Below are 23,449 nucleotides of genomic sequence, written 5' to 3' on the forward strand. Positions count from 1 at the left end.
AGTTTAAGCCGGTTCGGCTTCCGCCTCGGCCCGCCGCTCGATCTCGCCCTGTTTCGCCGCCACCATGAACGACAGCACGATGGCCGCCACCCCGATCAGGGCCGTGTAGATGAAGAACGCCGTATAGCCGGCCGCCATGGCCGCGGCGCTGACGCCCAGCTTGGCGCCGGCGGCGGTGAAGCTCTCGGGCGGCAGGCGGGTGAACAGGCCCTTCAGCGCGCCGATCGGACCGCCGGCCTCTGCCGCGATAGCCGAAGCCTCGACGATGCGCCCAGACTGCGAGGCGATCAGCTTGCCCGGCAGGGCGTAGAGCGACGAGAACAGGGCGTATTGCGTGGCCGTGAAGCCCGCCGTCGTCAGGCTGGACATGTAGGCGATCAGGGCCGTCCCCGCGACGCCGCCGGCCAGGTTGTCGATGCAGATCGCCCAGAACAGCACCGGCACATTGTGGCCGCTCATGGCCAGCCAGGCGAAGAACAGGTTGCTGATCGGCTGGGCGAAGGCGCCGATCACCAGGGCCTTCATCAGGCCCAGCCGCGCCACGATCACCCCGCCCATAAACACGCCGATCATCGAGGCGATGATGCCAAACACCTTCCGGATCTCGGCGATCTCGGTCAGCGTAAAGCCCATGTCGCGATAGAACGGGTTCATGATGTTGAGCACGAAGTCCGATACCCGATAGACGCAGATCGCCGCCAGGATCAGACCGGCCACGCCGTGGAAGCGCTTGGTGAAGTCGATCAGCGGCTCGCCGAACGCCGCCGACATGTAGACGCCGGGCTTGGTGCGCACCTTGGGGATCGGCCAGGCGGCCACGACCACGATCGCCAGACCCGTCAGCACGCCCAGCAGCTGCAGCCAGACGCCGTTGGGCTTGGCCTTCCAGGCCTCGGCCAGGGCCTCGCCGCCGATCAGTTTGGACAGCAGGGACGCATCCCCCGACAGGCCCGAGCCCAGGGCCAGGGCGCCGAGCAGCAGGATGGCGAGACGCGCGATCCATTCCAGGATCTCGAAGGCGCGGGGCTGATTGACGTCGCCGGTCGGGATGGGCCGAACGGTGTGCTCGGCCTCGCGTGGGGCCCACAGGGTGGCCAGCACCCCGATGCCGACCACAAAGCCCATCACGGCGTAGGAGAAGTTCCAGCCAAAGCGTTCGGCCAGGAGCAGCGGCCCGGCCCCGGCGGCGATCATCGCGCCCCGAAAGCCCCACTGATAGGCCACGGCCATGGGCCCCTGGTCTTCCTTGTCGGCCACCTCGATTCGCCAGGCGTCGAGGACGACGTCATGCGAGGCCGTGGCGAAGCCGACCGCCACCGCGACGGCGGCCAGAATGCCCAGTTGCGAAGCCGGATTGAGCGTCGAGATCGTCCACAGGCCCAGGATCATGGCGGTCTGGAACACCAGGATCCAGGCCCGCCGATGGCCCAGCAGTTTGTGCAGAACCGGCACCCTGGCGCGGTCGATCAGCGGGGCCCACAGGAATTTGAACGAGAACGACAGGGTGGCCAGGCTGAAGAAGCCGATCACCGCCAGCGACACGCCCGCGTCGCGCAGCCACAGCGACAGGGTGTCGAAAATCAGCATGAACGGCAGGCCCGAGGCGAAGCCCAGACCCAGCATCGCCAGGCTGCGACGCTCGCCAAAGAAGGCCAGGGTCTGAAGAAGGGTCTTCTTCGGCGCTGCGGCGGGCTGGTCTGTCATGCGGTGGTCCCCCTCGCGAGGAACGCCCCGCGCTTAGCCGGCGACCTTGGCCCGCGTCGCGGTTTTCGTCCAGACGCCGGGGGTGTTGGGGCCGGTCCAGCGGGTCAGCACGTCGCGCAGGGCCGCGTGGGTCAGGGGCTTGACCAGGAAGTCGGTCATGCCGGCCGTCAGGCAGGCGCGGCGGTCCTCGTCGAAGGCGTCGGCGGTCAGGGCGACGATGGGCGTGGTCACGCCCTGGGCGCGCAGGCGCAGGGTGGCGTCCAGGCCGCCCAGCACCGGCATGCGCAGGTCCATCAGGATCAGGTCGTAGCTGTCGCTGGACAGGGCCGCGACGGCCTGGGCGCCGTCGGCGACGCGATCGACCTTGCAACCCTCGCGTTCCAGCAGGGTGCGGGCCAGCAGGGCGTTGATCGGATTGTCCTCGGCCAGCAGCACGCGCACGCCCGGCGCGGCGGCCGGGGCGATGCGGTCGTCCTCGGCGGGACGCTCGGCGGCGGGGGCGGGGCTGTGTGCGCCGGCCTGCAGGACCTGGGCGACGATCGAGGCGGCGCGCAGGGGCTTGATCAGATAACCGCTGAAGCCGGCGGTCTTCAGGCGGTCGATGCGGCCGCGCTGGTCGGGCGTCAGCAGCACCACGGCGCGGTGGCCCGCGGGCGGTTTCAGGGCGCCGCGCGGACCGGCCAGGGCGGCGTCGATCAGCAGCACGGCGTCGGACGGGGCGGCGGCGGTGGCGGTCGCGATATCGACGGCGACCACGGCGCGTCCCCCGGCCGCCTCGATCTGGCGGGCGGTGGCGGTGCGGACGATGGGGTTGGGCGAGGCCACGACCACCACGCGCCCGGTCAGGGGCAGGTCGCGGGCCGGAGCGGCGACGGTTTCGAACGGCGCCTCGAACCAGAAGTCGGCCCCTTGGCCGACCTCGCCCCCGACCCCGGCCTGACCGTCCATGGCGCGGGCCAGCCGGGCGACGATGGCCAGGCCCAGGCCGGCGCCGCCCAATTGGGTGCGGTGGCTGGCGTCGGTCTGGACGAAGGCTTCGAAGATCTTGGCGCGGGCCTCCGGCGCCACACCCGGCCCCGTGTCGGCGACGCTGAAGCGCACGCGGCCTTCGGCCGTGGCGGTCGCGGTCAGCAGCACGCCGCCTTTTTCGGTGAACTTCACGGCGTTGCCGGCATAGTTCAGTAGGATCTGCCGCAGCCGGCCCTCGTCGGCCAGGATGGTCGGCATACCGGGCGAGACGGCCCAGGCGATCTCGATGTTCTTTTCGTGGGCGCGGGGGCTCATCAGCTCGGCCACCTGGCGCAGCAGGCCCTCGATGTCGACCGGCGTCGGCGCCAGTTCGATGGCCGTGGCGCCCAGGCGGGCGAAGTCCAGCACGTCATTGACCAGCGACAGCAGGTGGTCGCCGCTCTCGCGCAGGGCGGTGACATAGGACCGCTGCTCGGCCGTCAGGCGGGTGCCCTCCAGCAAACGGGCCATGCCCAGCACGCCGTTCAGCGGGGTGCGGAACTCATGGCTCAGGGTGGCCAGTTGCTCGGGCGTGACGCCAGCGGATGCGCGGGGCGCGGAGGTGCGGGGGCTGCTCATGGACCGCGACCCTAGCGTGCACGGCTTAACGGCCGGTCAAAACAGCGTTCGATTACAGGGCAGACTGCCCGAAATGGGCGGTTTGCTCCTCGCCCGGCGCGGCCGAGCGGCGGTGAGCCAGGGCCTCGGCCACATGCACGCGCCTTACGCCGTCGGCGCCTTCCAGATCGGCGATGGTCCGTGACAGGCGCAACACCCGAGTCCAGCCCCGGGCGCTGATCCGTCCGGCCTCGGCCGCGCGGGCCAGCAGGGCGCGGCCCGCTTCGTCGATAGCGACGATCCTTTCCAGAAAGGCGCCCTCGGCCCGGCTGTTGAGGGCTTCGGCGTTGTCGTGCGCCTCGGCCCGGTCGATCTGCAGCTGGCGGGCCCGCGCCACCCGGGCGGCGAATTCCGCCGAGCCCTCGCTGGGCGGCGGCAGGGCCAGGTCGGCGGCGGTGACGGCGGGCATGTCCACCGACAGGTCGATGCGGTCCATCAGCGGCCCCGACACCCGGCCCTGATAGTCGCGCTGACAGCGCGGGGCCTTGCCGCAATAGCCGCGCCCCGCGCCGCCATGGCCGCAGCGGCAGGGGTTCATGGCCGCCACCAACTGCACCTTGGCCGGATAGCGCACATGGGCATTGGCGCGGGCCACCATAACCTCGCCGGTTTCCAGCGGGCCGCGCAGGCTGTCCAGCGCCTGAACGCCGAACTCGGGCAGCTCGTCCAGGAACAGCACGCCGTTATGGGCCAGTGACACCTCGCCCGGCTTGGCCTTGTGTCCGCCGCCGGTGAGCGCGGCCATGCTGGCCGAATGGTGCGGCGCTCGAAATGGCCGCGCGCGGGTGAGGGCGCCGCGCGCGATCAGCCCGGCGACCGAATGGACCATCGAGGTCTGCAGCAGCTCGGCCGAGGTCAGGGGCGGCAGCAGGCCGGGCAGGCGCTGGGCCAGCATCGACTTGCCCGATCCAGGAGGGCCGACAAAAAGCAGGTTGTGACCGCCGGCGGCGGCGATCTCCAGGGCGCGCTTGGCGTGCTCCTGGCCCTTGACGTCACGCAGGTCCTTGGCCCGCTCGCCCTCGATCACCGGTCCGGGCGAGGGCGCGGACAGCACCTGGCTGCCCCGGAAGTGGTTGATCAGCGAGACCAGCGAGCGCGGAGCTAGGATGCGCGTGCCGCCGGCCCAGGCCGCTTCGGGCCCGCTGGCTTCCGGACAGATCAGACCCAGGCCCATGGCCCCGGCCGCCATCGCAGCGGGCAGGGCGCCGGCGGCGGGCACGATGCGGCCATCCAGCGACAGCTCGCCCATCGCCGCCCAGCCATCCAGGGCGTCCAGCGGGATCACCCCGATCGAGGCCATCACCGCCAGGGCGATGGGTAAATCGAAGTGGGTGCCCTCTTTAGGCATATCGGCGGGGGCCAGGTTGGCGACGATGCGTTTGCCGGGAAGCGACAGTCCCAGCCCGGCGAAGGCCCCGCGCACCCGCTCGCGGCTCTCGGCCACGGCCTTGTCGGCCAGGCCCACGATGACGAAGATCTGCTGACCGCTGGTCAGCTGCACCTCGACATCGACGCGGCGCGCCTCGACGCCCTCGAAAGCCACCGTGACGACCTTCGCGGCCATGCCCGCCTCATGGATCGGTTGGACTTATCCACACACGATCATGACGTGAAGGGCGTAGCAAGAACGAAAAACGAACGTTTCGGGAAATCAGTGCTCTGGAGCGCTCACTTCACCCAGGTCAAGCTTGAGTGGCGCGGATCGTCTCGATGCGATCCCACAGCACCGCCGAGGCGTCGGCCCCGCCGAACCGCTTCAGTTGCTGGGCGCCGGTGGGCGAGGTGACGTTGATCTCGGTCAGGTACTCGCCGATCACGTCGATGCCCACGAACAGAAGGCCGCGCCGCTTCAGCTCGGGAGCGATGATCGCGCAAAGCTCCAGATCGCGGGCGGTCAACTCGACCGCCTCGGCCCGGCCGCCGACGCGGAGATTGGAGCGCACCTGGCCTGCGGCCGGCACGCGGTTGATCGCGCCCACCGGCTCGCCGTCCACCAGCAGCACGCGCTTGTCGCCCTTGCTGACGGCCGGCACGAACTTCTGGGCGATCACCTGCTCGCGGCCGATCATGGCGTGCAGTTCCAGCAGGGCGTCGAGATTGGGGTCATCGGCCAGCAGCCGCGCCACGCCTGAGCCGCCGCCGCCGTAGAGGGGCTTGAGCACGATGTCGCCGTGCCGGGCGCGGAAGTCGTAGATGGCCTCATAGTCGCTGGTGATCAGGGTCGGTGGTTGCACGCCGGGGAAGTCGGTGACGAACAGCTTTTCAGGCGCGTTGCGCACCTCGGCCGGATTGTTGACCACCAGGGTGTGGGGGTGGACCTTCTCCAGGAAGTGGGTGGCGGTGATGTAGGCCATGTCGAACGGCGGATCCTGGCGCATCAGCACCACGTCGACGTCGTCCTTCATGTCCAGCAGCACGCTTTCGCCCAGTTCGGCGTGGGCGCCCTTGGTGTTGCTCAGCACCAGCGACTGGGCGCGGGCGAACACCCGGCCATCCTCCATCGACAGCTTGTCGGGCGTATAGACCCAAAGCTTGTGACCCCGGGTCTGGGCTTCCATCATCATCTGGAAGGTGGTGTCGGTGTCGATGTTGATCCCCAGAACGGGATCCATCTGGACGGCGACTCTCAGCGACATGGACGACTCCGGATCAGCTTGGCGCGGAGACGTCCGACGTCCCGCGCTGCGACTGCCTAGTTAAGGCGGCGCAGGCGCGATTGCGAGGGGCGAGTTGGGTTTCCCCTCTCCCACCCCGCGCGCCAGGGCGGAGGCGCGACCTCAGTAAGGCAGGTTATCGGCCGGCGGCGTGGTCGAGGCCGGGACTTCCGCTCCCGGGCCCTCGGGCGTCGCCGACGGATCGATCAAATCGCCGATCGGATCCTCGCCGACCACGGGCGGCGGCTCGATGACGCCGCCAGGGATCGGGGTCGATTTCAGGCGCGGCAGAGCGGCGGCCATGAAGTTGCGCCAGACCTCGGCGGGTGCGCCGCCGCCGGTGACCTTCTTCATCGGGGTGTTGTCGTCCTTGCCGGTCCAGACGGCGGTGACGAAGCCGCCGCTGTAGCCGACGAACCAGGCGTCGCGGTAGTCGGAGGTGGTGCCCGTCTTGCCGGCGATGTCATAGCCGGCGACCTTGGCGCGCGTTCCGGTGCCCGAGGTTACGACCTGGCGCATCATCTGGTTCATGTACTGCAGGGCGGGCGAGCCGATCACGGCCGCGCGCGACACCTTCTCGACGCCGTGGTCGTACAGCACCTGGCCGCTGGCGGTGCGGATGCGCTCGATGCCGTAGCCCTTGGCCAGGAAGCCGCCGTTCGAGAACGGGGCATAGGCCTGGGCCATTTCCAGCGGCGAGACCTCGACTGCGCCCAGAGCCATCGAGGGGTCCAGCTGGATCTTGCTGGTGATGCCCAGGCGGCGGGCGGTGCTGGCCACGTTGCTGGTGCCGACCTCGTTGGCCAGGCGCGCGGCGACCGTGTTGATCGACTGGGCCAGGGCGGTCTGGATGGTCATCGGGCCCAGATACTTGTTGGTGTAGTTCCTGGGCTCCCAGTTGCCGATCTTCACCGGTTCGTCGATCACGGTGACATTGGGCGCGCGGCCCTGTTCCATGGCGGTCAGATAGACGAACGGCTTGAAGGCGCTGCCGGCCTGGCGGCGGGCGGTGGTGGCGCGGTCGAACTGGGTCTCGCCATAGTCGGCGCCGCCGACATAGGCGCGGATGCGGCCTTCGCCGTCGATGGCCACCAGGGCCGCCTGCTCGACGCCCTGCTTGATGTGGCCCTCGACGCCCAGCTTGACCGAGCGTTCGGCGGCGACCTGGATCGGCAGGTCCAGGGTGGTCTCGACCACCAGATCCTCGGTCGGTTCGCCGACCAGCGAGCGGACCTGGGCGTCGATATAGTCGGTGAAATACTGGGCGCGCTGGTTGGCCAGGGTGGCTGAGACCTGGACCGGGGTCTTGAAGGCCTCGTCGCGCTGCTCGGCGGTGATGGCCTTGATGCGCACCATCTCGTCCAGCACCACGGTGGCGCGGCGAGCGGCGCGTTCACTGGCGCTGACGGGTGAATAGCGGGCCGGGCCCTTCATCATGCCGGCCAGCAGGGCGCTCTCGCCGATGGTCAGCTGATTGGCGGGCTTGTTGAAATAGCGCTGCGAGGCGGCCTCGATGCCATAGGCGCCGGCCCCGAAATAGACCCGGTTCATATAGAGGGCCAGGATCTGCTTCTTGCTGAACTTCAGTTCCAGCCAGACGGCCAGGATCAGCTCCTGGGCCTTGCGGCGATAGTTCTGGGCCGGGCTGAGGAACAGGTTGCGGGCCAGCTGCTGGGTGATGGTCGAGCCGCCGCGCTGGGGGCCGTCATGGGTCATGTTCCAGGCGACCGAGCGGATGATGCCCCAGGGGTTGAACCCGAAGTGGCGATAGAACTGGCGGTCCTCGATCGCCACGAAGGCGGCCGGAACGTATTTGGGCAGGGCGTCGATATCGACCGGCGGCGCATACTGGCTGCCGCGCACGGCCAGGAGGGCGCCCGAACGGTCCAGATAGTTGATCGAGGGCTGGCGCTTGACGTCATACAGCTTGGAGGTGTCGGGCAGATCGCTGGCGAACACGGCGAAGAAGGCGACGATGAAGATCAGGCCCCACACGCCTACGACCGCGCCCCAATAGAGCGCGGCCTGCAGGGGCGTGCGTTGCGGCTTCGCCGGCCTGTTTCCGCCGAAGGTGCCGTTGGCCATGTCGTCTCTAATCCCAAGCTGCGTCTACAGGGCGCGCGCCAGCGTCCCGTTTAGCGGAAGCCCACAAAACGCGCGACAAGATTGACGAGAGATGAACGCCGAAGGCGGCGCTCTTGTGGCGCGATGGCGTATTTCAGATATTGCCATTTGGAGTTGAGTGAGGTGATCTGGCTTCCGGTCGCCGTGCGAGGAATGGCTTGGCGCTGCGCATCCCCGCTGTCACAAGTCCGCCGTGCCCACGATCGTTGATTCCACCCCTCTCGACACCGCCCGCGACGTCCTGCGCCGGACGTTCGGCCATGCTGACTTCAGAGGTCTGCAGGCTGGCGTGATCGGCGAGCTGCTGGCCGGGCGCAGCGCCATGGCCGTGCTGCCCACCGGCGGCGGCAAGAGCCTGTGCTACCAGATCCCCGCCCTGATCCGGCCGGGCCTTGGTTTGGTGGTTTCGCCGCTGATCGCCCTGATGGCCGACCAGGTGGCGGGACTGCAGCAGGCCGGTGTCGCGGCCGAGCGGCTGGACTCAAACACCCTGCCCGCCGAGCGCGCCGATATCTGGCGGCGCATCGACGAGGGCCAGCTCGACCTGCTGTACCTGTCGCCTGAAGGTCTGATGCAGCCGTCGATGCTGGACCGGCTGTCGCGGCTGAACCTGGCCCTCGTCGCCGTCGACGAAGCCCACTGCGTCAGCCAGTGGGGCCACGATTTCCGGCCCGAATACCGGATGCTGGGCCGCATCGCCGAGGTCTTCCCGAACGTCCCGCGCCTGGCCGTCACCGCCACCGCCGACGCCCGGACCCGCGACGACATCCGCGCCGAACTGCGCCTTGAGGGCGCGGCCGAGTTCGTCGACAGCTTTGCCCGCCCCGAACTGGCGCTGAACGCCGAACGCAAGCGCGGCAAGGGCCATGACCGGGTAGTGGAGCTTGTGCTCGAACGCCCCGGCCGGGCCGGCGTGGTCTATGCCGGCAGTCGCGACTCCACCGAGAAGCTGGCCGAGAAGCTGATCGCCCAGGGTATCCCCGCGCTCGCCTACCACGCCGGCCTCGACAAGAACGTTCGCGCCCGTCGGCTGGAGGAGTTCCTCGAAGCCGACGCCGCGGTGATGGTGGCGACGATCGCGTTCGGCATGGGCGTCGACAAGCCCGACGTCCGCTTCGTGATCCATGCCGACCCGCCCGCCGCCATCGAGGCCTACTGGCAGGAGATCGGGCGGGCCGGCCGCGACGGACAGCCGGCCGAGGGCATCACACTTTATGGCTCCGCCGACATGGCCTGGGCTAGCAAGCGCATCGAGGCCCGCGAAGCGCCCGACGAGGTGCGCCAGGTCCAGACCCGCAAGCTGCGCCAGTTTTATTCGATGCTGGAAGGCGTCACCTGCCGCGCCGCCGCCGTGCGGCGCTATTTCGGCGAGGAGGGCGTGGCCGTCTGCGGGGTCTGCGATATCTGCACCTCGCCGCCCAAGGGCGTGGACGCCACCGAGGCGGCCCAGAAGGCGCTGTCGGCCGCCCACCGCCTGGGCGGACGCTTCGGGCGTGGTCGCCTGGTCGACCACCTGCTGGGCAAGACCAAGGACGTCACCCCGCAGGAGGCCCAGATGTCGACCTTCGGCATCGGCCGCGAGTTCAGCCCGGCGACCTGGCGCGACCTGCTCGACACCCTGGTGTTCGAGGGGCTGCTGCGCGAGGACCCCAATGATGGCCGCCCCCTGATCGGTCTGGGCGAGGTCGAGGGCGTCAAGGCCGTCTATCGCGGCGAGCGCCGGGTCAGTCTGCGCCAGCAGGTGGAGGCGTCCGATCCGACCACCCGCTCCGGCGCGCCGCGCAAGCGCCGCGAGGGCAAGGCCCTGACCGTGCCGCTGGAGAACCAGGCCCTGTTCGAGGCCCTGCGGTCCTGGCGCCGCGAACAGGCCCAGTCCCAGCATGTGCCGCCCTATGTGATCTTCCACGACGCCACCCTGGCCGAGATCGCCGCCGCGCGACCGGCCAGCCTGCCCGCCCTGGCCAAGGCCGGCGGGGTGGGGCAGGGCAAGCTGGATCGTTATGGCGAGGCGGTGCTGAAGGTGGTTCGCGACAACTAGAGGCGATCGGTGACGACGCCACTGGCCCGCATCGCGCCCAGCCGTGCGAAGGCCAGGGTCAGGGCCTTGCGCCGGGCCGGCGCCAGCGGCGCGACCGGCGCCTCGCGGATCACGGCGCCGCCAAAGGCGTCGGCCACGATCATCCCTGGCTCCTCCGGCAGGATGCCGTCCGGAAAATGCGGGGCGACCGCGAAATAGAAGGCGTCGCAATAGGGCGCGTATTCCGGCCATTTGCGGTCGATGCGGAAGTCTTCCAGCCCCGACTTGACCTCGACGATCAGGATATCGCCCTTGGGGCCCAGGGCCATGAGGTCGGCGCGGCGACCGTTGGGCAGGGTCACCTCGGCCAGGGGCGCATAGCCCAGCGACACCAGGAACCTCGCGGCCCCTCGGGTGACCGCGTCGGTGGTCTCGGGCCGCGACGGGCGCAGGTCGATCACGACGTCCATGACGCGATCCTGTTCCAGCTTTGTTCGCGGATCAAGGTTAAATAGCGTCCCGCCGGGCGAGCCGGGTTCCCGCCGTGAGCGCGACGCTTTGACCACAACCTTTCGGCGCAATAGCCCGGAGGCATCAAGCGTGGCGGCAGTGACCTGGGACGGGTGTGGTGAGAAAAGTCTTTGTTGTGACGGCCATGGCAATCTCAGCCGTCGGCGCCGCGCCCAACCTGTCGCACGCGGCCTCTTCCCGTTCGAAGCTTCCGGCGGAGGTCCTGCGGACGAACCCCGAGGTCATCGCCTTCACCGAGCGCAAGCAGGCGAGCATGACCAACGGCGCGTTTACGCCCACGGTGGTGCAGGGCGGTCTGGTGGGCGCCCTGGCGCTGGTGGCGACCAAGGCGGTGATCGAGCACGTCTCCGGCGCCAACCTGGTCGAGAAGCATCAGCTTGTTGATCCCGCCACGGGGATGTCTCGTGATGTGGCCCGAATTCTCGCCGAGCAGCGCGGGGCGGTCACGACGGAACAGCCCATGAGTATCAAGGGAGAACGTCCAAAGGCGATCGCCAAGGTCGCCGACGGCGCGCGCTATATCGTCGATATCCGCACCGTGCGGTGGGACCTCGCCGGCTCGTCCATCGACGCCGGTCGGCAGGAAGCCAGCTATATGGCCAGCCTGCGGATCGTCGACGGGCTTACGGGGGTCGTGGCGGTCGAGACCGAATGTCGTTGGGCGGCGCCGGTGATCAAGATTCCCGAGGTCTCGCGGCCTACCGACAAGGGCGACAACCTCAGGGATCATTTCGCGACCGCACGGGAAGCCTGCATCGAGCAATTGAAGATCGGCATGAGGTCGCTCTATCTGCCGACCACGCGCCTGGCGGAGATCTCTCGCCAGCTCCCTCGCGACGCTCAGACTTTCGCCATCGCGCCGCTCCCGCGTCCTGCCGAGCCCTCGCAGGTCGAATACCGCGCGCCGCCGATCAGGCCCGTCGCCACTGCCGTGCTGACGCCCGTTGCGCCAGCGGCGTCGCCATCGCCGGGCCCTCAGCGCCTTTCGCCGCCGGCCGCATACGCCGAGCCTCTGCCCCGGCCTGCGCCGCCGCAGATTGAGCGTCGCGCACCGATCGTCGCGGCCGCGCCTGCTCCTGTCGTGGCCTCACGGCCGACATCAAGCCTTCCGCCCGCTTCGCCGGCCGCTGCCTATGCGCAGGTGGAGCCTCGCCGGGAGTCGTCGCCAGCCCAGCCCCTCCCGCCCTATGCGGAATACCCCTACGCCCGGCCCTATGAGGCGCCGCCGTCGCGGACCCTCCCGCCGCCGGAGGTCCGCTACGCCGGCCGTGACGCCAATGGCTATCTCACCTGGCCGGGCAAGCGGCCTTAAGGCGCGGGTTGCAGGGTCGGTCGCAGCATCGAGACGTCATAGCCCATGGCCTTGGCCCGGGCGGTCAGGGCCTCGCGCTCCAGGTCGGTGGGCGGCTTGCGGGTCAGGAGCCAGAGATACTTGCCCGAGCCCTCGCCGACGATGCTCCAGCTGTAGTCATCGGCGTGGTCCATGACCCAGTAGTCGCCCCAGAACGGACCGAAGAACGAGACCTTCAGCTTGGCGTTGGTGGCCGTATCGACAACCCTGGCCCGGCCTTCGCTGCTCTTGACCGGACCGTCCAGCGCGCCCTGGTGACAGGTGTTGAGCACCCGGATCAGGCCGTCGGGGCGCTTGGAATACTCGGCGGTGACGCCTTCGCAGCCCTTCTCGAACCGCATGTCGTAGCGGGCGACCTCGTACCAGAGGCCCAGATAGCGATCCAGTTCCACGGCCTTGGCCGGCTGGGGCGGGTTGGGATTGCCGCTGGGCCCCGCCACGCAGGCGGCCAGCAGCAGGGGCAGGGTCAGGGTGAGGGTCCAGGGTTTCATGTGATCAGACGTCCGGATGGGCGGGGAATTCGAGTTCGGCGTAGCCCAGCGCCTTGACCCGCGACAGGGCTGCCGCCCTGACGTCCGAAGGCATGTCCGGCTGGCGTGACAGCAGCCATACGTAGTTGCCGCCCGGCGTGGCCATGATCGCCCAGGACTGGTCATCGGCGCGGTCCAGCACCCAGTATTCCTGCTTCTTCAGGCCGCCCAGGAAGCTCATCGAGAACTTGGCGTTCTTCGGCGTTCCGGTGACGATCTTGCCGGTGGTGTTGAAGGTCTTGGCCGCGCCCGAGGCCGAGCCCTTGCGGCAGATCTGCACGACCTTGAAGCCGCTGTCGCTGGTGGTGGTGAACTGGGTGGTCGCCGCCTGGCAGTCGCGCTGGCCGGCGTTCGGCGTGCGGGCGATCTCGTACCATTTGCCGGTGTAGAACGCAGCCGAGACGCCCTTGGCCGGGGGCTGGGCGGCGGCGAGGGCCGAGCCCGCCACGGCGGCGCAGAGCAGCGCGCCGGTGATCATCGAGGGGAGACTGCGCATGGGTGGAAACCTTGCCAACAAGGGAACTCAAACGCAAACCGCCCGCCCCTGTTCCGGGGGCGGGCGGCCTGATCTCCGGCGCGAAGGCGCCTATTCGGCGGCGATGCTGATCGCGCCGACCGGACGGTCCTTGAAGTTGATGGCCTGCAGGTGGCGGATGCCCTCCTCGGCGATGTCGTCGCCCACCATCCGCTCGCCCTCGCCGCGCAGCTCGTCGAGGTCGACATACATGGCGTAGAAGGCCTTCGTGCGGTCGGTGATGATGCCGGCGTTCAGCAGCGTCTTGACCAGCACCCGGAAGATGTTGGTCTGCTCCTTCATGGCCTCGCGACGCACGTCGTCGGTCATGATCTTCCCGTACTCCTCGACCACCTTGTCGGGATCCAGGCCAAATTCGGCGTAGAGGTCCAGCTGCTGGTGCGGCGAAACCAGGTTGAACAGCAGGGTCTGGAAGCAGTGCGCCGCCCAGTCCTCGATGATCGCGTGCTCTTCGGCCGACAGCTTGGGCACCGTGCGGTCAGCCCAGATCTTGCCGAACTTGTGGTGGAAGGCCTCGTCGGTCATCACCAGCTGCAGCATCTTCTTGCCGACCGGATCGTTGATCTGGTTGTAGAAGGTGGCGAAGGCGCCCATGGCCAGACCCTCGACCAGCATCTGCATCCCGATGATCTTCTTGTAGACCTCGGGCGCGCCGATGATCTCGACCAGCAGGGTCTTCAGGGCCGGGCCGCATTCGACCGGGCGGCCCCAGCGGGTCTTGATATATTTGGCGAAGGCCGTGACGTGGCGGGCCTCTTCGCGGGTCTGGTTGGCGGCGTATTCCTGCGCGCCCTGGTCCTTGAGCACATGGCACAGGCTGGCCGACAGGTTCAGCGCGCCCTGCTCGCCATGCAGGATCGACGAGAAGCTGCGCAGCACCGACTGGTTGATGAAGCGGATGCGCGTCTTGGGATCGCTGAGGTGGTTGGAGACGTAATCGGTCGACAGGGCGATCACGAGATCCTCGGGCACCAGGGCCTGGTTCTCCATGTCGAACGGCACGTCGAAATCGATATAGGCCTTGTCCAGCGGATCCCAGAAGTGGTCATGGGTCGCCGAAATGATCTTGTCGAAGGCCGTGGAGCGGTTGTTGTAGCGGTCCAGTTCGAGCATCGACTCGAAATCGTCCGGCGCCACCGCGTCGTACATGGCGTCCTTGGTGATGTTCTTGTCCGTCATGGGGGGCTCCTCCGGTGGCTTGGGTCGGGGCGGGTCTTGCGCCAGCCTCCAACGATCTAAACACTGTCAACTCAATCTCGCGGATGGGTCAAATTAAAAATGACGGGCGCGTCAGGTTCGTGCGAAAGGCGAAAAGGCTGACATGGTCCAGCCGCTGAACATCTTCATCCTGACCGGCGCGGGGGTCTCGGCCGAGAGCGGCCTGAAGACCTTTCGCGATTCCGACGGCCTGTGGACCCAGAACGACCTGGCCCAGCTGGCCACGCCCGAGGGTTTCGCCAGGGACCCCGGCCGGGTGCGCGACTTCTATTCGGCCCGCCGCAAGATCCTGGAGATCGCCGCGCCCAACGCCGCCCACATCGCCCTGGCCCGGCTGGAGCGCGAGATGACCGCCGCGGGCGGCTGGGTCTTTCTCTGCACCCAGAACGTCGACGACCTGCATGAAAAGGCCGGCAGCCAGCGGGTCGTCCACATGCATGGCCGGCTGACCGCCACCCGCTGCACCCAGTGCTCGGGCGACTGGATCGACCGGGGTCCGCTGACCGCCCGTCAGGTCTGCCCGGAATGCGGAACGGTCGGCGCCACCCGGCCGGACGTGGTGTGGTTCGGCGAGCTGCCGATGTTCATGGACCAGATCAACCAGGCGCTGGAGGAGGCCGACCTGTTCGTGGCCATCGGCACGTCCGGCTCGGTCTATCCGGCCGCCGGCTTCGTGGCCGAGGCGCGGGCCCTGGGCATCCCGACCTGCGAGATCAATGTGACGCGATCCGACAACGCCCACGCCTTCGACCGGCGGCTCTATGGTCCGGCGACGCAGAGGGTGAGCCAGTGGGTGGACGAGGTGCTGGGGGATTGAGGGGGCTCCTTGGTCGGGGCTCGTCACTGGCCTCCGTCACCTGCTCGACCCCCTTCCCCCTCGATGGGGGAAGGGTTGGGGATGGGGGTGACAGCGGTTCAGGATGTGGCTGGCCTTGCGTGAAATCGTCCGGCGGGGTCACCCCCATCCCCGCCCTTCCCCCATCCAAGGGGGAAGGGAGAAGGCATGCGTTCGCACCCCCGCGCTTTCGCTGCGATGGCGATGGAAAGGGTCGCGGAGCGTCCGGACCACGTCCGGATGAGAGATAGAAAATACCGTTTCGACGAAGCCGTTCGCTCCGCGTGACCGTTATCCATCAGCGTCCCGTCAGGTGGCCCTGTTCAGGCCTTACCGGGAGCCGGGCCGCTCCGTTTCCGGAACCGCTCAGCGGTCGAGGCGGGCGAGCCAATCTAATGACTAATGAACACACCCGTCTGTCCTCATCCACGCCGACGGCGGGCGGGTCTGGCCAGCAACCAGATCCCCGGACCGGTCGAGTATCCCCCTCGACCCCAGTCCCGCTCGATCACCCCCCGCCGCCGCAATGGTCGCTGGCCTTGCGCCCTTTCCTCGCGACGAGGTGGGTACAGAATACGGGAGGTTTCAGGGGGGCTGCGTCGATTGTCTGAACGCCCATACAAGTCCTCCCCCTAGCGGGGGAGGCGATCGCGCAGCGATCGGAGGGGGAAGTGCTGCTGAATCAATGCGGTGTTCCCCCACCGGCCTCCGGCCGCCTCCCCCTTCAGGGGGAGGATTTGCGGCGTCTATCCCCGTCCATATCCGAGGATGGCGCGCTCGCTATCCCCGTGGTCGGGCCCCGCAATCAGGCCGCCTCGCCCCGCCATTTCAGAGTCAGGGTCCGTCCCCGAACCTCGTACGACTCCAGCCGGTCCAGAAAGCTCATGCCCAGCAGCGAGGTGCTCATCGGGGCCTTGTTGACCACCATGGGAAAGGCGTCGAACCGGATGGCCCCGACCTCCAGCCGCTCGACCACATGGGTCGCGCCATAGCCCATGCCGTTGGCGGTCTCGGACTGGCGGTCATAGCGCAGGGCGTCGGGGTCCACGCCCAGCCGGCGGGCGTCATCGGGGCTGAGCACGGTCTCGGTGGCGCCGGTGTCGACCAGGAAGCGCACGCGCTGGCCGTTCACCTGGGCGACGATGACGAACGACCCCGTCTCGTCACGCGGAATGACCAGCTCGCGCTCGGCCGTCGCCACGGGCGCCCCGCCGCTGAAGGCGATCCGCACACGGTTCGACACGCCCTCCAGCTCGTCGGCATAGGCGAAGCCCAGGGCCAGCACGGCGACGATCCCGGCCCAGATCGCTGCGTGGCGCAGATGTTGGGCAACCTGAAGACGGCTTCGGATCCGGAACAGGCCGGAGGTGACCAGCACCACCATGCCCAGGCCGTAGATCACATAGCTCCAGTCATCGGGGGTGCGCACCGCCTCGGGGAAGGCGCGGGCCATGGCGATGATGATGCCGATGACGGCGGCGATGAAGAGCAGCCACAGGACGGGGCGGCCGCGGTCGGAGTCGGACTCGGGCGCTGGCGGTTGGTCTGGCGGGGTGGGTTTCCAGGGGTCGTCCGGGTTTGGCATAGGGGCTTCGCTAGGTCTCTTGAGTGCGGGGTCGGCCATATGTCGACACGAGCCGATTGGTTATTGGCGCTCTAGCTCCAGAGTTTTCTGCCATGCCTCACGTTGCCATAGGTCGAGCACGCCTGCCATGGGAGGGCATGGGCGCCTTGATCGAAACCCTCTCTCATAGAGAGAGGGAGGGGCCCGCCGCCGCAGGCGGTGGGAGGGTGAGAGGTTTCACCGCTGGCCGGAGAAATCTCGATTCCTGTCGTTGAGCGCCCTGCGCCTCTCAGACCATGCTCTCGCCATGGACAAGACCGCCAACGCCCGTCGCCTTCGCCGGAACCAGACGCTGGCGGAGCGAACGCTCTGGACCCTTGTTCGCAACCGTCGTCTGGGTGGGTTCAGGTTCCTGAGGCAGGTCGCGATTGATCGCTACTTCGCAGACTTCGTCTGTGAGGCGGCCAAGGTAATCGTGGAGCTGGACGGCGCGGCGCATGAGGGGCGCGAGGACCATGACGAGCGCCGGACTCAGACGTTGGAGCTGTTTGGCTATGTTGTTCTGCGGTTTCCCAACGAGCGGGTGCTGACCGATCCCGGCGGCGTATCGGACGACATCCTGGCGGTGCTCCGTTCTGCCAAGCTGTAACCTCTCACCCTCCCACCGCTTCGCGGCGGGCCCCTCCCTCTCTCAAAGAGAGAGGGTTAAGGCTAGCGACCTCGCCGCAGACCGGGCCTTGACTGACCGGTCCAGTCCGGCACGCTGCTGCCTCCAAGAGATGAAGGGCTGGCTGGGCGCGCGGCGCCATCCAGCACGACCGGGCCACTTCAGAAACCGCCCACCTAAGGCCCCCCATGCGCAAAGCCCAGCCCCGCCCCAAGACCGCCAAGGCCTCCGCCGTCCAGGCCGGCGGCCAGTGCGTCTGCGGGGCGGTGAAGCTGGAGATCGACGTGCCCGCCCGCTGGGCCTGGCATGACCACTCGGCGGCCAGCCGACACGCTCAGGGCGCGGCCTATGCGACCTATGTCGGCAGCTATCGCAGCCGGTTTCGCATCCTGCAGGGCGCCGAGGTCCTGACCCGGTTCGAGGACGCGCAGGCCGGGACGATCCGCAGCTTCTGCGGCCTGTGCGGCACGCCGATGCTGTATGAGCGCCAGCGGGCGCCGACCATGGTCAACATCCCTCGCGCCCTGTTCGTCGAGCGCACCGGCCGCGAGGCGCGGTATCACACGGCGATCGAGCAGGCGCCGGACTGGGCCTGGACGGGCGAGCCGCTGGCGCCGCTGAAGGGCTATCCCGGCGTGATGTGGGAGCGGCCCCGGCGCAAGCCGAAGCGGCGGGCCGATGACTGGTCGGATGTGGTTTAGGGGGCGATTTTAGAACCGCTCTCCCCGGCGAAGGCCGGGGCCCAGATTCAGCCTGAGCGTCTGGGGATGATGCGCCGTTCGGCCCATGCCAGGCCCGCGATGCTCTGGGTTCGATCTGGGCCCCGGCTTTCGCCGGGGAGAGCGGAGATTTTTATAGCCCGCCCTCAAGCCCCGCCAGAACGTCCGGCCGCAACCTGGCCAGTTCCACCAGCCGCTCGATCAGGGCGTCCTGGCTTTCCAGGGCCAGGCCGTCGCGCAGGCGGGCCATGCGGCTCTGGGCCTTCTGCAGGCCGGCCGTGTCCAGCGCGTTGACCGCCGCCGCCACGCCGACCTGATGCTTGCAGGCCCCGAACTTGTCGAAGCCCGGGCAGGTGCAGCTTCCTTCGGCCGGCGGACGCAGCTCGACCACATAGAGCTCGCCGCCCTGGACATGGGCGGTGACAATCTCGTCCTCGAGGGCGATCAGCGTGACCGAGCCGTCCTGGGCCAGGTCCAGGCCGTTGGCGAACGAGCCCTCGCTCATCCGGTCGCGGAAGGCGTCGAGGTCGAAGCGGGGCGGGGTCATCAGGCGTCGTCCTCGATGCGGTGGATGTCGTCGTCGGACAGGCCGAAATGGTGGCCGATCTCGTGGACCAGCACATGGCTGATCAGCTCGCCCAGGGTGACGTCGCCGCGCTCGCACCATTCGTCGAGGATCGGGCGGCGATACAGGAACACCATCGACGGGTGGACGCCGGAGTCGAGCACCGAGCGGCGGCCCAGATCGACACCCTGATAGAGACCGGTCAGCTCGAACGGGTCCTCGATGCCCAGGTCATCGAGCACGTCTTCGGCGGCGAAATCCTCGATGCGGATCCCGACATCGGCTGACAGGCCGGCGAACGGCTCGGGCAGGGCCTTGAAGGCGGCCTGTGCGAGGGCGGCGAATTCGTCGAGCGACGGGGCGGGGCGAGAGGTCCAGTCCATGGCTCTCAGATAGACTGATTGGCCGGTTTCGCCAGTCGCCCGAAACGCGACATGCGACACAACCTGCGACAGCCGTTCCGGTCGCGCTCTGGTCACGGCCCGACTAATCTGTGATTCTGATTCGCGGACCCGCCTTCGTGGGCTGCCTGGGGCTTTAGCGACCGGCCTGATGACTTCGCATGAACTGATCCTCGCGGCGGCGGCCGGCGCGGTCTGCCTCGCCATTTGCGCGACGTTGTGGGCTTTGGCCCAGCGTCGACGATTCGAGGCCAGGCTGGCCGTGCTGCAGAGCCGGCTGTCCAGTCTGGAGAGCGGCGCCCTGGCGGCTCAAGCCTCGGCGGAAGCCTTCGACAGCGCCCTGATCTCGGTCGAGGACGGCCGGGCCGCCCTCGTGTCCGGCGCCGACAGCCTGGGCGCCTGCGCCGTGGTGCTGGGCTGCGAGGCGCGGGCCCAGGAGGTGGTGGCCGCCCTGATGCTGCTGGATCCTGACCACACCACACGCCTGCGCGGCCTGTTCGAGCGCGGCGAGCCCTGCGCCTTCGAGGCCCAGGGTCTGGCCGGTTCCGTCTCGGTCGAGGGCCGCGCGGCCGGGGCCCTGGCCTGGCTGCGTCTGGCGGCGGTGGTCTCCAACGAGGCCGGCCTCCCGTCGGCCGCCCGCTTCGCCGCCTTTGTCGACGGCCTGGTCGAGCCGGCCTGGATCTCCAGCGCCGACGGCGCGCCGGTCTGGGGCAACGCCGCCTATCTGCGCGCCGTGGACGCGCCCTCGGCCGCGACCGCCGCCCAGGGCGGCAAGACCTTCGACCGCGCCGCCGACGCCCTGGCTGTCGAGGCCGCGACCTCGGGCGAGCGCCGCGAGGCCCTGCGCTGGGTCAATGTCGACGGCCGCCGCCGGGCCTTCCGCGTTGCCGCCAAGGCGCTGGACGGCGGCGGGGTGGGGGTGTTCTGCAGCGACGTCACCGAGATCGAGGATGTCCGCGACGCCCTGCGCAAGCATGTCGAGGCCCATGACGAGACGCTGAACCACATCGCCGACGCCGTGGCGATCTTCAGCCAGACCCGGCGCCTGGCGTTCCACAACACCGCCTTCGCCGAGCTTTGGGGGCTGGAGCCCGCCTGGCTGGCCGACCGCCCGACCCATGGCGAGATCCTCGACCGCCTGCGCCAGCGCCGCCGCCTGCCCGAGACCATCGACTACGCCAAGTGGAAAGCCGAGGAACTGGCCCACTACGAGGACCTGGGTCCCCAGGCCGACGACATGTGGGGCCTGCCCGACGGCCGGACCCTGAAGCTGGTGCGTCAGCCGCACCCGCTGGGCGGCATGCTGCTGCTCTATTCCGACATCACCGGCGAGCTGAAACTCAAGGCCCAGTACAACGCCCTGATCCAGGTGCAGCAGGCCACGCTGGACAAGCTGAACGACGCCGTCGCGGTGTTCGGCTCCGACGGCCGGCTGCGGCTGCACAACGAGGCGTTCGAGAGCTTCTGGAACGTCACCGCCCAGGCTCTCGAGGCGGCGGTCGATTTCGAGGGCGTGGTCGACCTGTGCGTCCCGCGCCTGCACGACCTGGCCTTCTGGCGCGAGCTGAAGGGCCGCGTCGCCGATCCCGATCCGCAGATGCGGGCTCCGACCTCGGGCGAGGTGCGCACCTCGGACGGGCGCATCGTGCTGTATCAAAGCCGGCCGCTGCCCGATGGCGCGACCCTGATCGGCTTCACCGACGTCACCGACACCCGCGACCTGCAAAGCGCCCTGGCCGATCGCTCGGCCGCCCTGGCCGAGGCCGAGCGGCTGAAGCGCGACTTCGTGGGCAATGTCTCCTACGAGCTGCGCACCCCGCTGACGACGATCATCGGCTATTCGGAGCTGCTGGAGCGGGCCGACGGCCTGCACGAGCGGGGCCGCAACCATGTGGCCGCTGTCCGCGCCGCCGCCACCCAGCTGGCCCGCTCGATCGACGACGTGCTGGACATGGCCCAGATCGACGCCGGCGAGATGGCCCTGGAGATCGAGGACATCCGCGTCGGCGACCTGCTGGTCGACGCCCGCGAGCGGGCGATGAAGGACGCCACCCTGGGCGGCGTAACCCTGAACATCGAGTGCGACGAGGATGTCGGCCTGATCCGCGGCGACCTGAAACGCCTGTCCCAGACCCTGGACCATCTGGTCGAGAACGCCCTGCGCCAGACGCCGCCGGACGGCATCGTCACGCTCTCGGCCCGCCGGGCGCTGGGCGAGGTGCGGCTGGACGTCAAGGACACCGGGCGCGGCGTGCCGTTCCACGTCCAGGCCCATATCTTCGACCGCTTCGTCGGCCGCGATCGCGGCGGCCCGGGCCTGGGCCTGGCCCTGGTCAAGGCGCTGGTCGAGCTGCACGGCGGCTGGGTGGCGCTGGAGAGCGAGCCGGGCTCGGGCTCGACCTTCACCTGCCACCTGCCCGAGACCCAGCAGCCGGGCGCCATGCAGCCTGAACTGTCGTTCTAAGAAGGTCGCGCCATGCTACTCGCCGCCCAGATCGCCGCCGGTCTCGTCCTGCTGATCCACATCTATATCGTGCTTCTGGAGACGGTGCTGTTCGACAGCCGGGGCAAGAAGGCCTTCGGTCTGACCGACGAGGCCGCCGTCGTGCTCAAGCCGGCGATGTCGAACCAGGGCTGCTACAATGGCTTCCTGGTCGCGGCGCTGGCGATCGGACTGTTCTATCCCGACCCGGTGACGGCTTCGGCGTTCAAGACCTTTGGCTTGGTCTGCGTGGCCGTGGCCGGCGTCTGGGGCGCGGTGACGGTCAAGAAGTCGATCCTGCTGATCCAGACCGTTCCGGCGGTGGTTGCGCTCGTGCTGGGCTGGCTGGCCTAACGCTCGCCCTTCGGCCTGGGCGGCAGGCCGGTGACCGGATCGCGGGGCAGGGGGCGGAAGTCCTCGGCGATGAACAGGTCGGTGCGCCGCACATGCTTGCGATCCAGGCGAACGCGGACGATTTCGAGCCCTGAGGTGCGCGCGAAGTCCTGCTCGATCTCGGCGCGGTAGTCGCCCTCCAGGCTGGCGATCAGGGTGCGACGGCCGAAGGCGGCGGTCAGCGGGGCCTCGGTCTCGGCCTGGTTCTGGGGCCGAGCCTCATGCACCCACATCTTCAGCGGCGGGGCGCCCGGCGCGCTGAAATAGTCGCGGCCGTAATAGGCGGTGACATTGAACAGGAAGCGGTCGTCCATGGCGATGCTGGTCAGACCGCCGGCGGCCTGTTCCTCGCGGGCCCGCGCGATGATCGTCTCGGCCCCCTGCTCCCAGCCGCGCACGCGCTTGAAGCTGTTGGCCGCGCCCAGGGTGTCGGCCAGGCGCGGATTGACCATGCAGGCGATGAAGACGGCGCAGAACGCCGCCTGGATGGCGACGGCGGCGATCAGCCAGCGGCGGGCGTTCCAGCGCAGCAGCCAGGCCGCCGCCAGGATCGAGCCGGCGATATAGGCCACGCCGGCCCAGTTGGCGTTGGCGCGCGACACGAAGGCCTGGGCCGCCACGGTCAGCAGCGGCGGCGCCGCCAGGCACAGTAGCAGCATGTCGGCGGGCTGGAGCCTGCGCCGCGCGCCCATACCGATCGCGCCGCCGACCAGCACGGCGAAGGGGATGGGGCCGAAGACGCCGAACTGCGAGCCGATGAATTCCATCAGCTCACGGATGTTGAACAGCTTGCGGGCGTTCCAGTTGGCGTTGGAGGCGGTGTGCTCCAGCGTCGCGAAATGGTGGGTCAGGTTCCAGACCAGGTTGGGCGAGAAGACGATCGCCAGGGCGGCCAGGGCGGCGGCGGCCATCGGCAGGGTCCAGACCTGCCGCGCCTCGCGTGAGGCGGCCAGGTGGGCGGCCAGGCCGGCCAGCACATAGACCGCCGCATATTTCGACAGGAAGGCCAGGCCCAGGGCGGCGCCCAGGGCGGCGGCGACCGGCAGTCTGCGGCGGGCCTCCAGCGCGGGCAGCGACACATAGGCCCAGATCGTCAGGGACAGGAAAAACAGCAGCGGCGCGTCGGTGGTGATCACGCCCGACGACAGCTGGATGGCGGGCATCAGGGCATAGAGCGCCGCCGCCGCCAGGCCGGTCCAGCCGCCATAGAGCCTGCCGGCGATGCGGGCGATGATCAGGGCCGTCCCGCCGTGCAGGAACAGCGCAGAAATCCGCACCCAGGCCTCGGAGTCGCCCCCGATGGCGGTGGTGGCCCAGATCAGCCAGGCGATCATCGGCGGCTTGGAGAAATAGCCGAAGTCCAGCGTCCGCGACCACAGCCAGTACTGGGCTTCGTCCGGGTAGAGTTCGAATGGCGTGGCGAACAGGGCGGCGAGCCGCAGGATCGTCAGCACGCCCACCATGCAGAGCGTCAGTCGCCAGGCCCGCGCAGCGTCCGGTTGCGTCATTTCATCAAGCGCCACGCTGAGTTCT

The 23,449-nt window shown here is 68.9% G+C and carries 20 protein-coding genes; 7 read left to right on the forward strand and 13 right to left on the reverse strand.

Going from position 1 to position 23,449, the window contains the following annotated elements; genetic code table 11:
• Positions 1–3: 3 nt before the first annotated feature.
• The 5 genes from ACW17V_RS00725 to ACW17V_RS00745 all read right to left on the reverse strand — a co-directional run bounded on the left by ACW17V_RS00725 (position 4) and on the right by ACW17V_RS00745 (position 8,069).
• Entirely contained in the window at positions 4–1,704 is a 1,701-nt protein-coding gene (locus tag ACW17V_RS00725; protein ID WP_492106996.1) for an AmpG family muropeptide MFS transporter, read from the reverse strand.
• Positions 1,705–1,737: 33 nt separating this feature from the next.
• On the reverse strand, positions 1,738–3,291 hold the full coding sequence (locus tag ACW17V_RS00730; RefSeq protein WP_492106997.1) for a response regulator: 1,554 nt from the start codon (positions 3,289–3,291) through the stop codon (positions 1,738–1,740).
• 52 nt (positions 3,292–3,343) lie between these two features.
• Positions 3,344–4,894 (reverse strand): YifB family Mg chelatase-like AAA ATPase, encoded by a 1,551-nt coding sequence (locus ACW17V_RS00735; protein ID WP_492106998.1) that lies wholly within the window; start codon positions 4,892–4,894, stop codon positions 3,344–3,346.
• Positions 4,895–5,012: 118 nt separating this feature from the next.
• Entirely contained in the window at positions 5,013–5,966 is a 954-nt protein-coding gene (gshB, locus tag ACW17V_RS00740) for a glutathione synthase (protein WP_492106999.1), read from the reverse strand.
• A 141-nt stretch (positions 5,967–6,107) separates the two neighbouring features.
• Positions 6,108–8,069 carry a transglycosylase domain-containing protein gene (locus ACW17V_RS00745; protein ID WP_492107000.1) on the reverse strand — a complete coding sequence of 654 codons (1,962 nt, stop codon included), beginning with the start codon at positions 8,067–8,069 and terminating at the stop codon, positions 6,108–6,110.
• A 232-nt stretch (positions 8,070–8,301) separates the two neighbouring features.
• Between ACW17V_RS00745 and recQ the strand changes: the two genes are divergently transcribed.
• Positions 8,302–10,146, forward strand: a complete 1,845-nt coding sequence (gene recQ, locus ACW17V_RS00750; RefSeq protein WP_492107001.1) for a DNA helicase RecQ — start codon at positions 8,302–8,304, stop codon at positions 10,144–10,146.
• Here recQ and mmcB read toward each other — a convergent pair.
• Positions 10,143–10,595, reverse strand: coding sequence for a DNA repair putative endonuclease MmcB (gene mmcB / locus ACW17V_RS00755; protein ID WP_492107002.1), 453 nt, complete (start codon positions 10,593–10,595; stop codon positions 10,143–10,145). The two genes, recQ and mmcB, sit on opposite strands and share 4 nt — an antisense overlap.
• A 185-nt stretch (positions 10,596–10,780) precedes the next feature.
• Between mmcB and ACW17V_RS00760 the strand changes: the two genes are divergently transcribed.
• On the forward strand, positions 10,781–11,968 hold the full coding sequence (locus ACW17V_RS00760) for a hypothetical protein (protein WP_492107003.1): 1,188 nt from the start codon (positions 10,781–10,783) through the stop codon (positions 11,966–11,968).
• Here the strand turns inward: ACW17V_RS00760 and ACW17V_RS00765 are convergent.
• The 3 genes from ACW17V_RS00765 to ACW17V_RS00775 all read right to left on the reverse strand — a co-directional run bounded on the left by ACW17V_RS00765 (position 11,965) and on the right by ACW17V_RS00775 (position 14,251).
• A complete protein-coding gene (locus ACW17V_RS00765; protein ID WP_492107004.1) occupies positions 11,965–12,498 on the reverse strand; it encodes a lipocalin family protein in 534 nt (177 codons plus the stop codon). The genes ACW17V_RS00760 and ACW17V_RS00765 overlap by 4 nt on opposite strands.
• Positions 12,499–12,502: 4 nt before the next feature.
• Positions 12,503–13,033: a lipocalin family protein gene (locus tag ACW17V_RS00770; RefSeq protein WP_492107005.1), complete on the reverse strand. Its 531-nt coding sequence runs from the start codon at positions 13,031–13,033 to the stop codon at positions 12,503–12,505.
• Between the two features lie 90 nt (positions 13,034–13,123).
• Entirely contained in the window at positions 13,124–14,251 is a 1,128-nt protein-coding gene (locus ACW17V_RS00775) for a ferritin-like domain-containing protein (RefSeq protein ID WP_492107006.1), read from the reverse strand.
• Between the two features lie 142 nt (positions 14,252–14,393).
• Here ACW17V_RS00775 and ACW17V_RS00780 point away from each other — a divergent pair, with 142 nt between their 5' ends.
• A complete protein-coding gene (locus ACW17V_RS00780; protein WP_492107007.1) occupies positions 14,394–15,107 on the forward strand; it encodes an NAD-dependent deacylase in 714 nt (237 codons plus the stop codon).
• A gap of 823 nt (positions 15,108–15,930) precedes the next feature.
• Here the strand turns inward: ACW17V_RS00780 and ACW17V_RS00785 are convergent.
• Positions 15,931–16,710 carry a retropepsin-like aspartic protease family protein gene (locus tag ACW17V_RS00785; RefSeq protein WP_492107008.1) on the reverse strand — a complete coding sequence of 260 codons (780 nt, stop codon included), beginning with the start codon at positions 16,708–16,710 and terminating at the stop codon, positions 15,931–15,933.
• 286 nt (positions 16,711–16,996) lie between these two features.
• Between ACW17V_RS00785 and ACW17V_RS00790 the strand changes: the two genes are divergently transcribed.
• Both ACW17V_RS00790 and ACW17V_RS00795 read left to right on the forward strand, forming a co-directional pair.
• Positions 16,997–17,338 (forward strand): endonuclease domain-containing protein, encoded by a 342-nt coding sequence (locus ACW17V_RS00790; protein WP_492107009.1) that lies wholly within the window; start codon positions 16,997–16,999, stop codon positions 17,336–17,338.
• A 206-nt stretch (positions 17,339–17,544) separates the two neighbouring features.
• Positions 17,545–18,057 carry a GFA family protein gene (locus tag ACW17V_RS00795; RefSeq protein WP_492107010.1) on the forward strand — a complete coding sequence of 171 codons (513 nt, stop codon included), beginning with the start codon at positions 17,545–17,547 and terminating at the stop codon, positions 18,055–18,057.
• A gap of 151 nt (positions 18,058–18,208) precedes the next feature.
• On the opposite strand, the gene ACW17V_RS00800 is transcribed toward ACW17V_RS00795, so the two are convergent.
• Complete coding sequence (locus ACW17V_RS00800; RefSeq protein WP_492107011.1) at positions 18,209–18,622, reverse strand: SWIM zinc finger family protein; 414 nt, start codon at positions 18,620–18,622, stop codon at positions 18,209–18,211.
• The gene (locus ACW17V_RS00805; RefSeq protein WP_492107012.1) at positions 18,622–19,023 is read right to left on the reverse strand and encodes a metallopeptidase family protein; all 402 of its coding nucleotides are present in this window, start codon (positions 19,021–19,023) and stop codon (positions 18,622–18,624) included. The genes ACW17V_RS00800 and ACW17V_RS00805 overlap by 1 nt, the downstream gene beginning before the upstream one ends.
• Before the next feature lie 169 nt (positions 19,024–19,192).
• Between ACW17V_RS00805 and divL the strand changes: the two genes are divergently transcribed.
• Together divL and ACW17V_RS00815 are read left to right on the forward strand one after the other, a co-directional pair.
• Positions 19,193–21,505, forward strand: coding sequence for a cell cycle protein kinase DivL (divL, locus tag ACW17V_RS00810; protein ID WP_492107013.1), 2,313 nt, complete (start codon positions 19,193–19,195; stop codon positions 21,503–21,505).
• A 12-nt stretch (positions 21,506–21,517) separates the two neighbouring features.
• Positions 21,518–21,877, forward strand: coding sequence for a DUF1304 domain-containing protein (locus tag ACW17V_RS00815; RefSeq protein WP_492107014.1), 360 nt, complete (start codon positions 21,518–21,520; stop codon positions 21,875–21,877).
• Here the strand turns inward: ACW17V_RS00815 and ACW17V_RS00820 are convergent.
• The gene (locus ACW17V_RS00820; protein ID WP_492108854.1) at positions 21,874–23,424 is read right to left on the reverse strand and encodes an ArnT family glycosyltransferase; all 1,551 of its coding nucleotides are present in this window, start codon (positions 23,422–23,424) and stop codon (positions 21,874–21,876) included. The genes ACW17V_RS00815 and ACW17V_RS00820 overlap by 4 nt on opposite strands.
• Positions 23,425–23,449: the final 25 nt, after the last annotated feature.

Source organism: Caulobacter sp. FV2ye17ST (genome assembly GCF_058680955.1).

Excerpts from the sequence above, each read along its gene's own strand:
- ACW17V_RS00820 (WP_492108854.1), bottom strand. The coding sequence starts at position 23,424 with ATGACGCAACCGGACGCTGCGCGGGCCTGGCGACTGACGCTCTGCATG.
- ACW17V_RS00780 (WP_492107007.1), top strand. The coding sequence starts at position 14,394 with ATGGTCCAGCCGCTGAACATCTTCATCCTGACCGGCGCGGGGGTCTCG.
- divL (WP_492107013.1), top strand. The coding sequence starts at position 19,193 with ATGACTTCGCATGAACTGATCCTCGCGGCGGCGGCCGGCGCGGTCTGC.
- mmcB (WP_492107002.1), bottom strand. The coding sequence starts at position 10,595 with ATGGACGTCGTGATCGACCTGCGCCCGTCGCGGCCCGAGACCACCGAC.
- gshB (WP_492106999.1), bottom strand. The coding sequence starts at position 5,966 with ATGTCGCTGAGAGTCGCCGTCCAGATGGATCCCGTTCTGGGGATCAAC.
- ACW17V_RS00735 (WP_492106998.1), bottom strand. The coding sequence starts at position 4,894 with ATGGCCGCGAAGGTCGTCACGGTGGCTTTCGAGGGCGTCGAGGCGCGC.
- ACW17V_RS00730 (WP_492106997.1), bottom strand. The coding sequence starts at position 3,291 with ATGAGCAGCCCCCGCACCTCCGCGCCCCGCGCATCCGCTGGCGTCACG.
- ACW17V_RS00775 (WP_492107006.1), bottom strand. The coding sequence starts at position 14,251 with ATGACGGACAAGAACATCACCAAGGACGCCATGTACGACGCGGTGGCG.
- ACW17V_RS00770 (WP_492107005.1), bottom strand. The coding sequence starts at position 13,033 with ATGCGCAGTCTCCCCTCGATGATCACCGGCGCGCTGCTCTGCGCCGCC.
- ACW17V_RS00785 (WP_492107008.1), bottom strand. The coding sequence starts at position 16,710 with ATGCCAAACCCGGACGACCCCTGGAAACCCACCCCGCCAGACCAACCG.
- ACW17V_RS00745 (WP_492107000.1), bottom strand. The coding sequence starts at position 8,069 with ATGGCCAACGGCACCTTCGGCGGAAACAGGCCGGCGAAGCCGCAACGC.
- ACW17V_RS00815 (WP_492107014.1), top strand. The coding sequence starts at position 21,518 with ATGCTACTCGCCGCCCAGATCGCCGCCGGTCTCGTCCTGCTGATCCAC.
- ACW17V_RS00790 (WP_492107009.1), top strand. The coding sequence starts at position 16,997 with ATGGACAAGACCGCCAACGCCCGTCGCCTTCGCCGGAACCAGACGCTG.
- ACW17V_RS00805 (WP_492107012.1), bottom strand. The coding sequence starts at position 19,023 with ATGGACTGGACCTCTCGCCCCGCCCCGTCGCTCGACGAATTCGCCGCC.
- ACW17V_RS00795 (WP_492107010.1), top strand. The coding sequence starts at position 17,545 with ATGCGCAAAGCCCAGCCCCGCCCCAAGACCGCCAAGGCCTCCGCCGTC.
- ACW17V_RS00760 (WP_492107003.1), top strand. The coding sequence starts at position 10,781 with ATGGCAATCTCAGCCGTCGGCGCCGCGCCCAACCTGTCGCACGCGGCC.
- ACW17V_RS00800 (WP_492107011.1), bottom strand. The coding sequence starts at position 18,622 with ATGACCCCGCCCCGCTTCGACCTCGACGCCTTCCGCGACCGGATGAGC.
- ACW17V_RS00765 (WP_492107004.1), bottom strand. The coding sequence starts at position 12,498 with ATGAAACCCTGGACCCTCACCCTGACCCTGCCCCTGCTGCTGGCCGCC.
- ACW17V_RS00725 (WP_492106996.1), bottom strand. The coding sequence starts at position 1,704 with ATGACAGACCAGCCCGCCGCAGCGCCGAAGAAGACCCTTCTTCAGACC.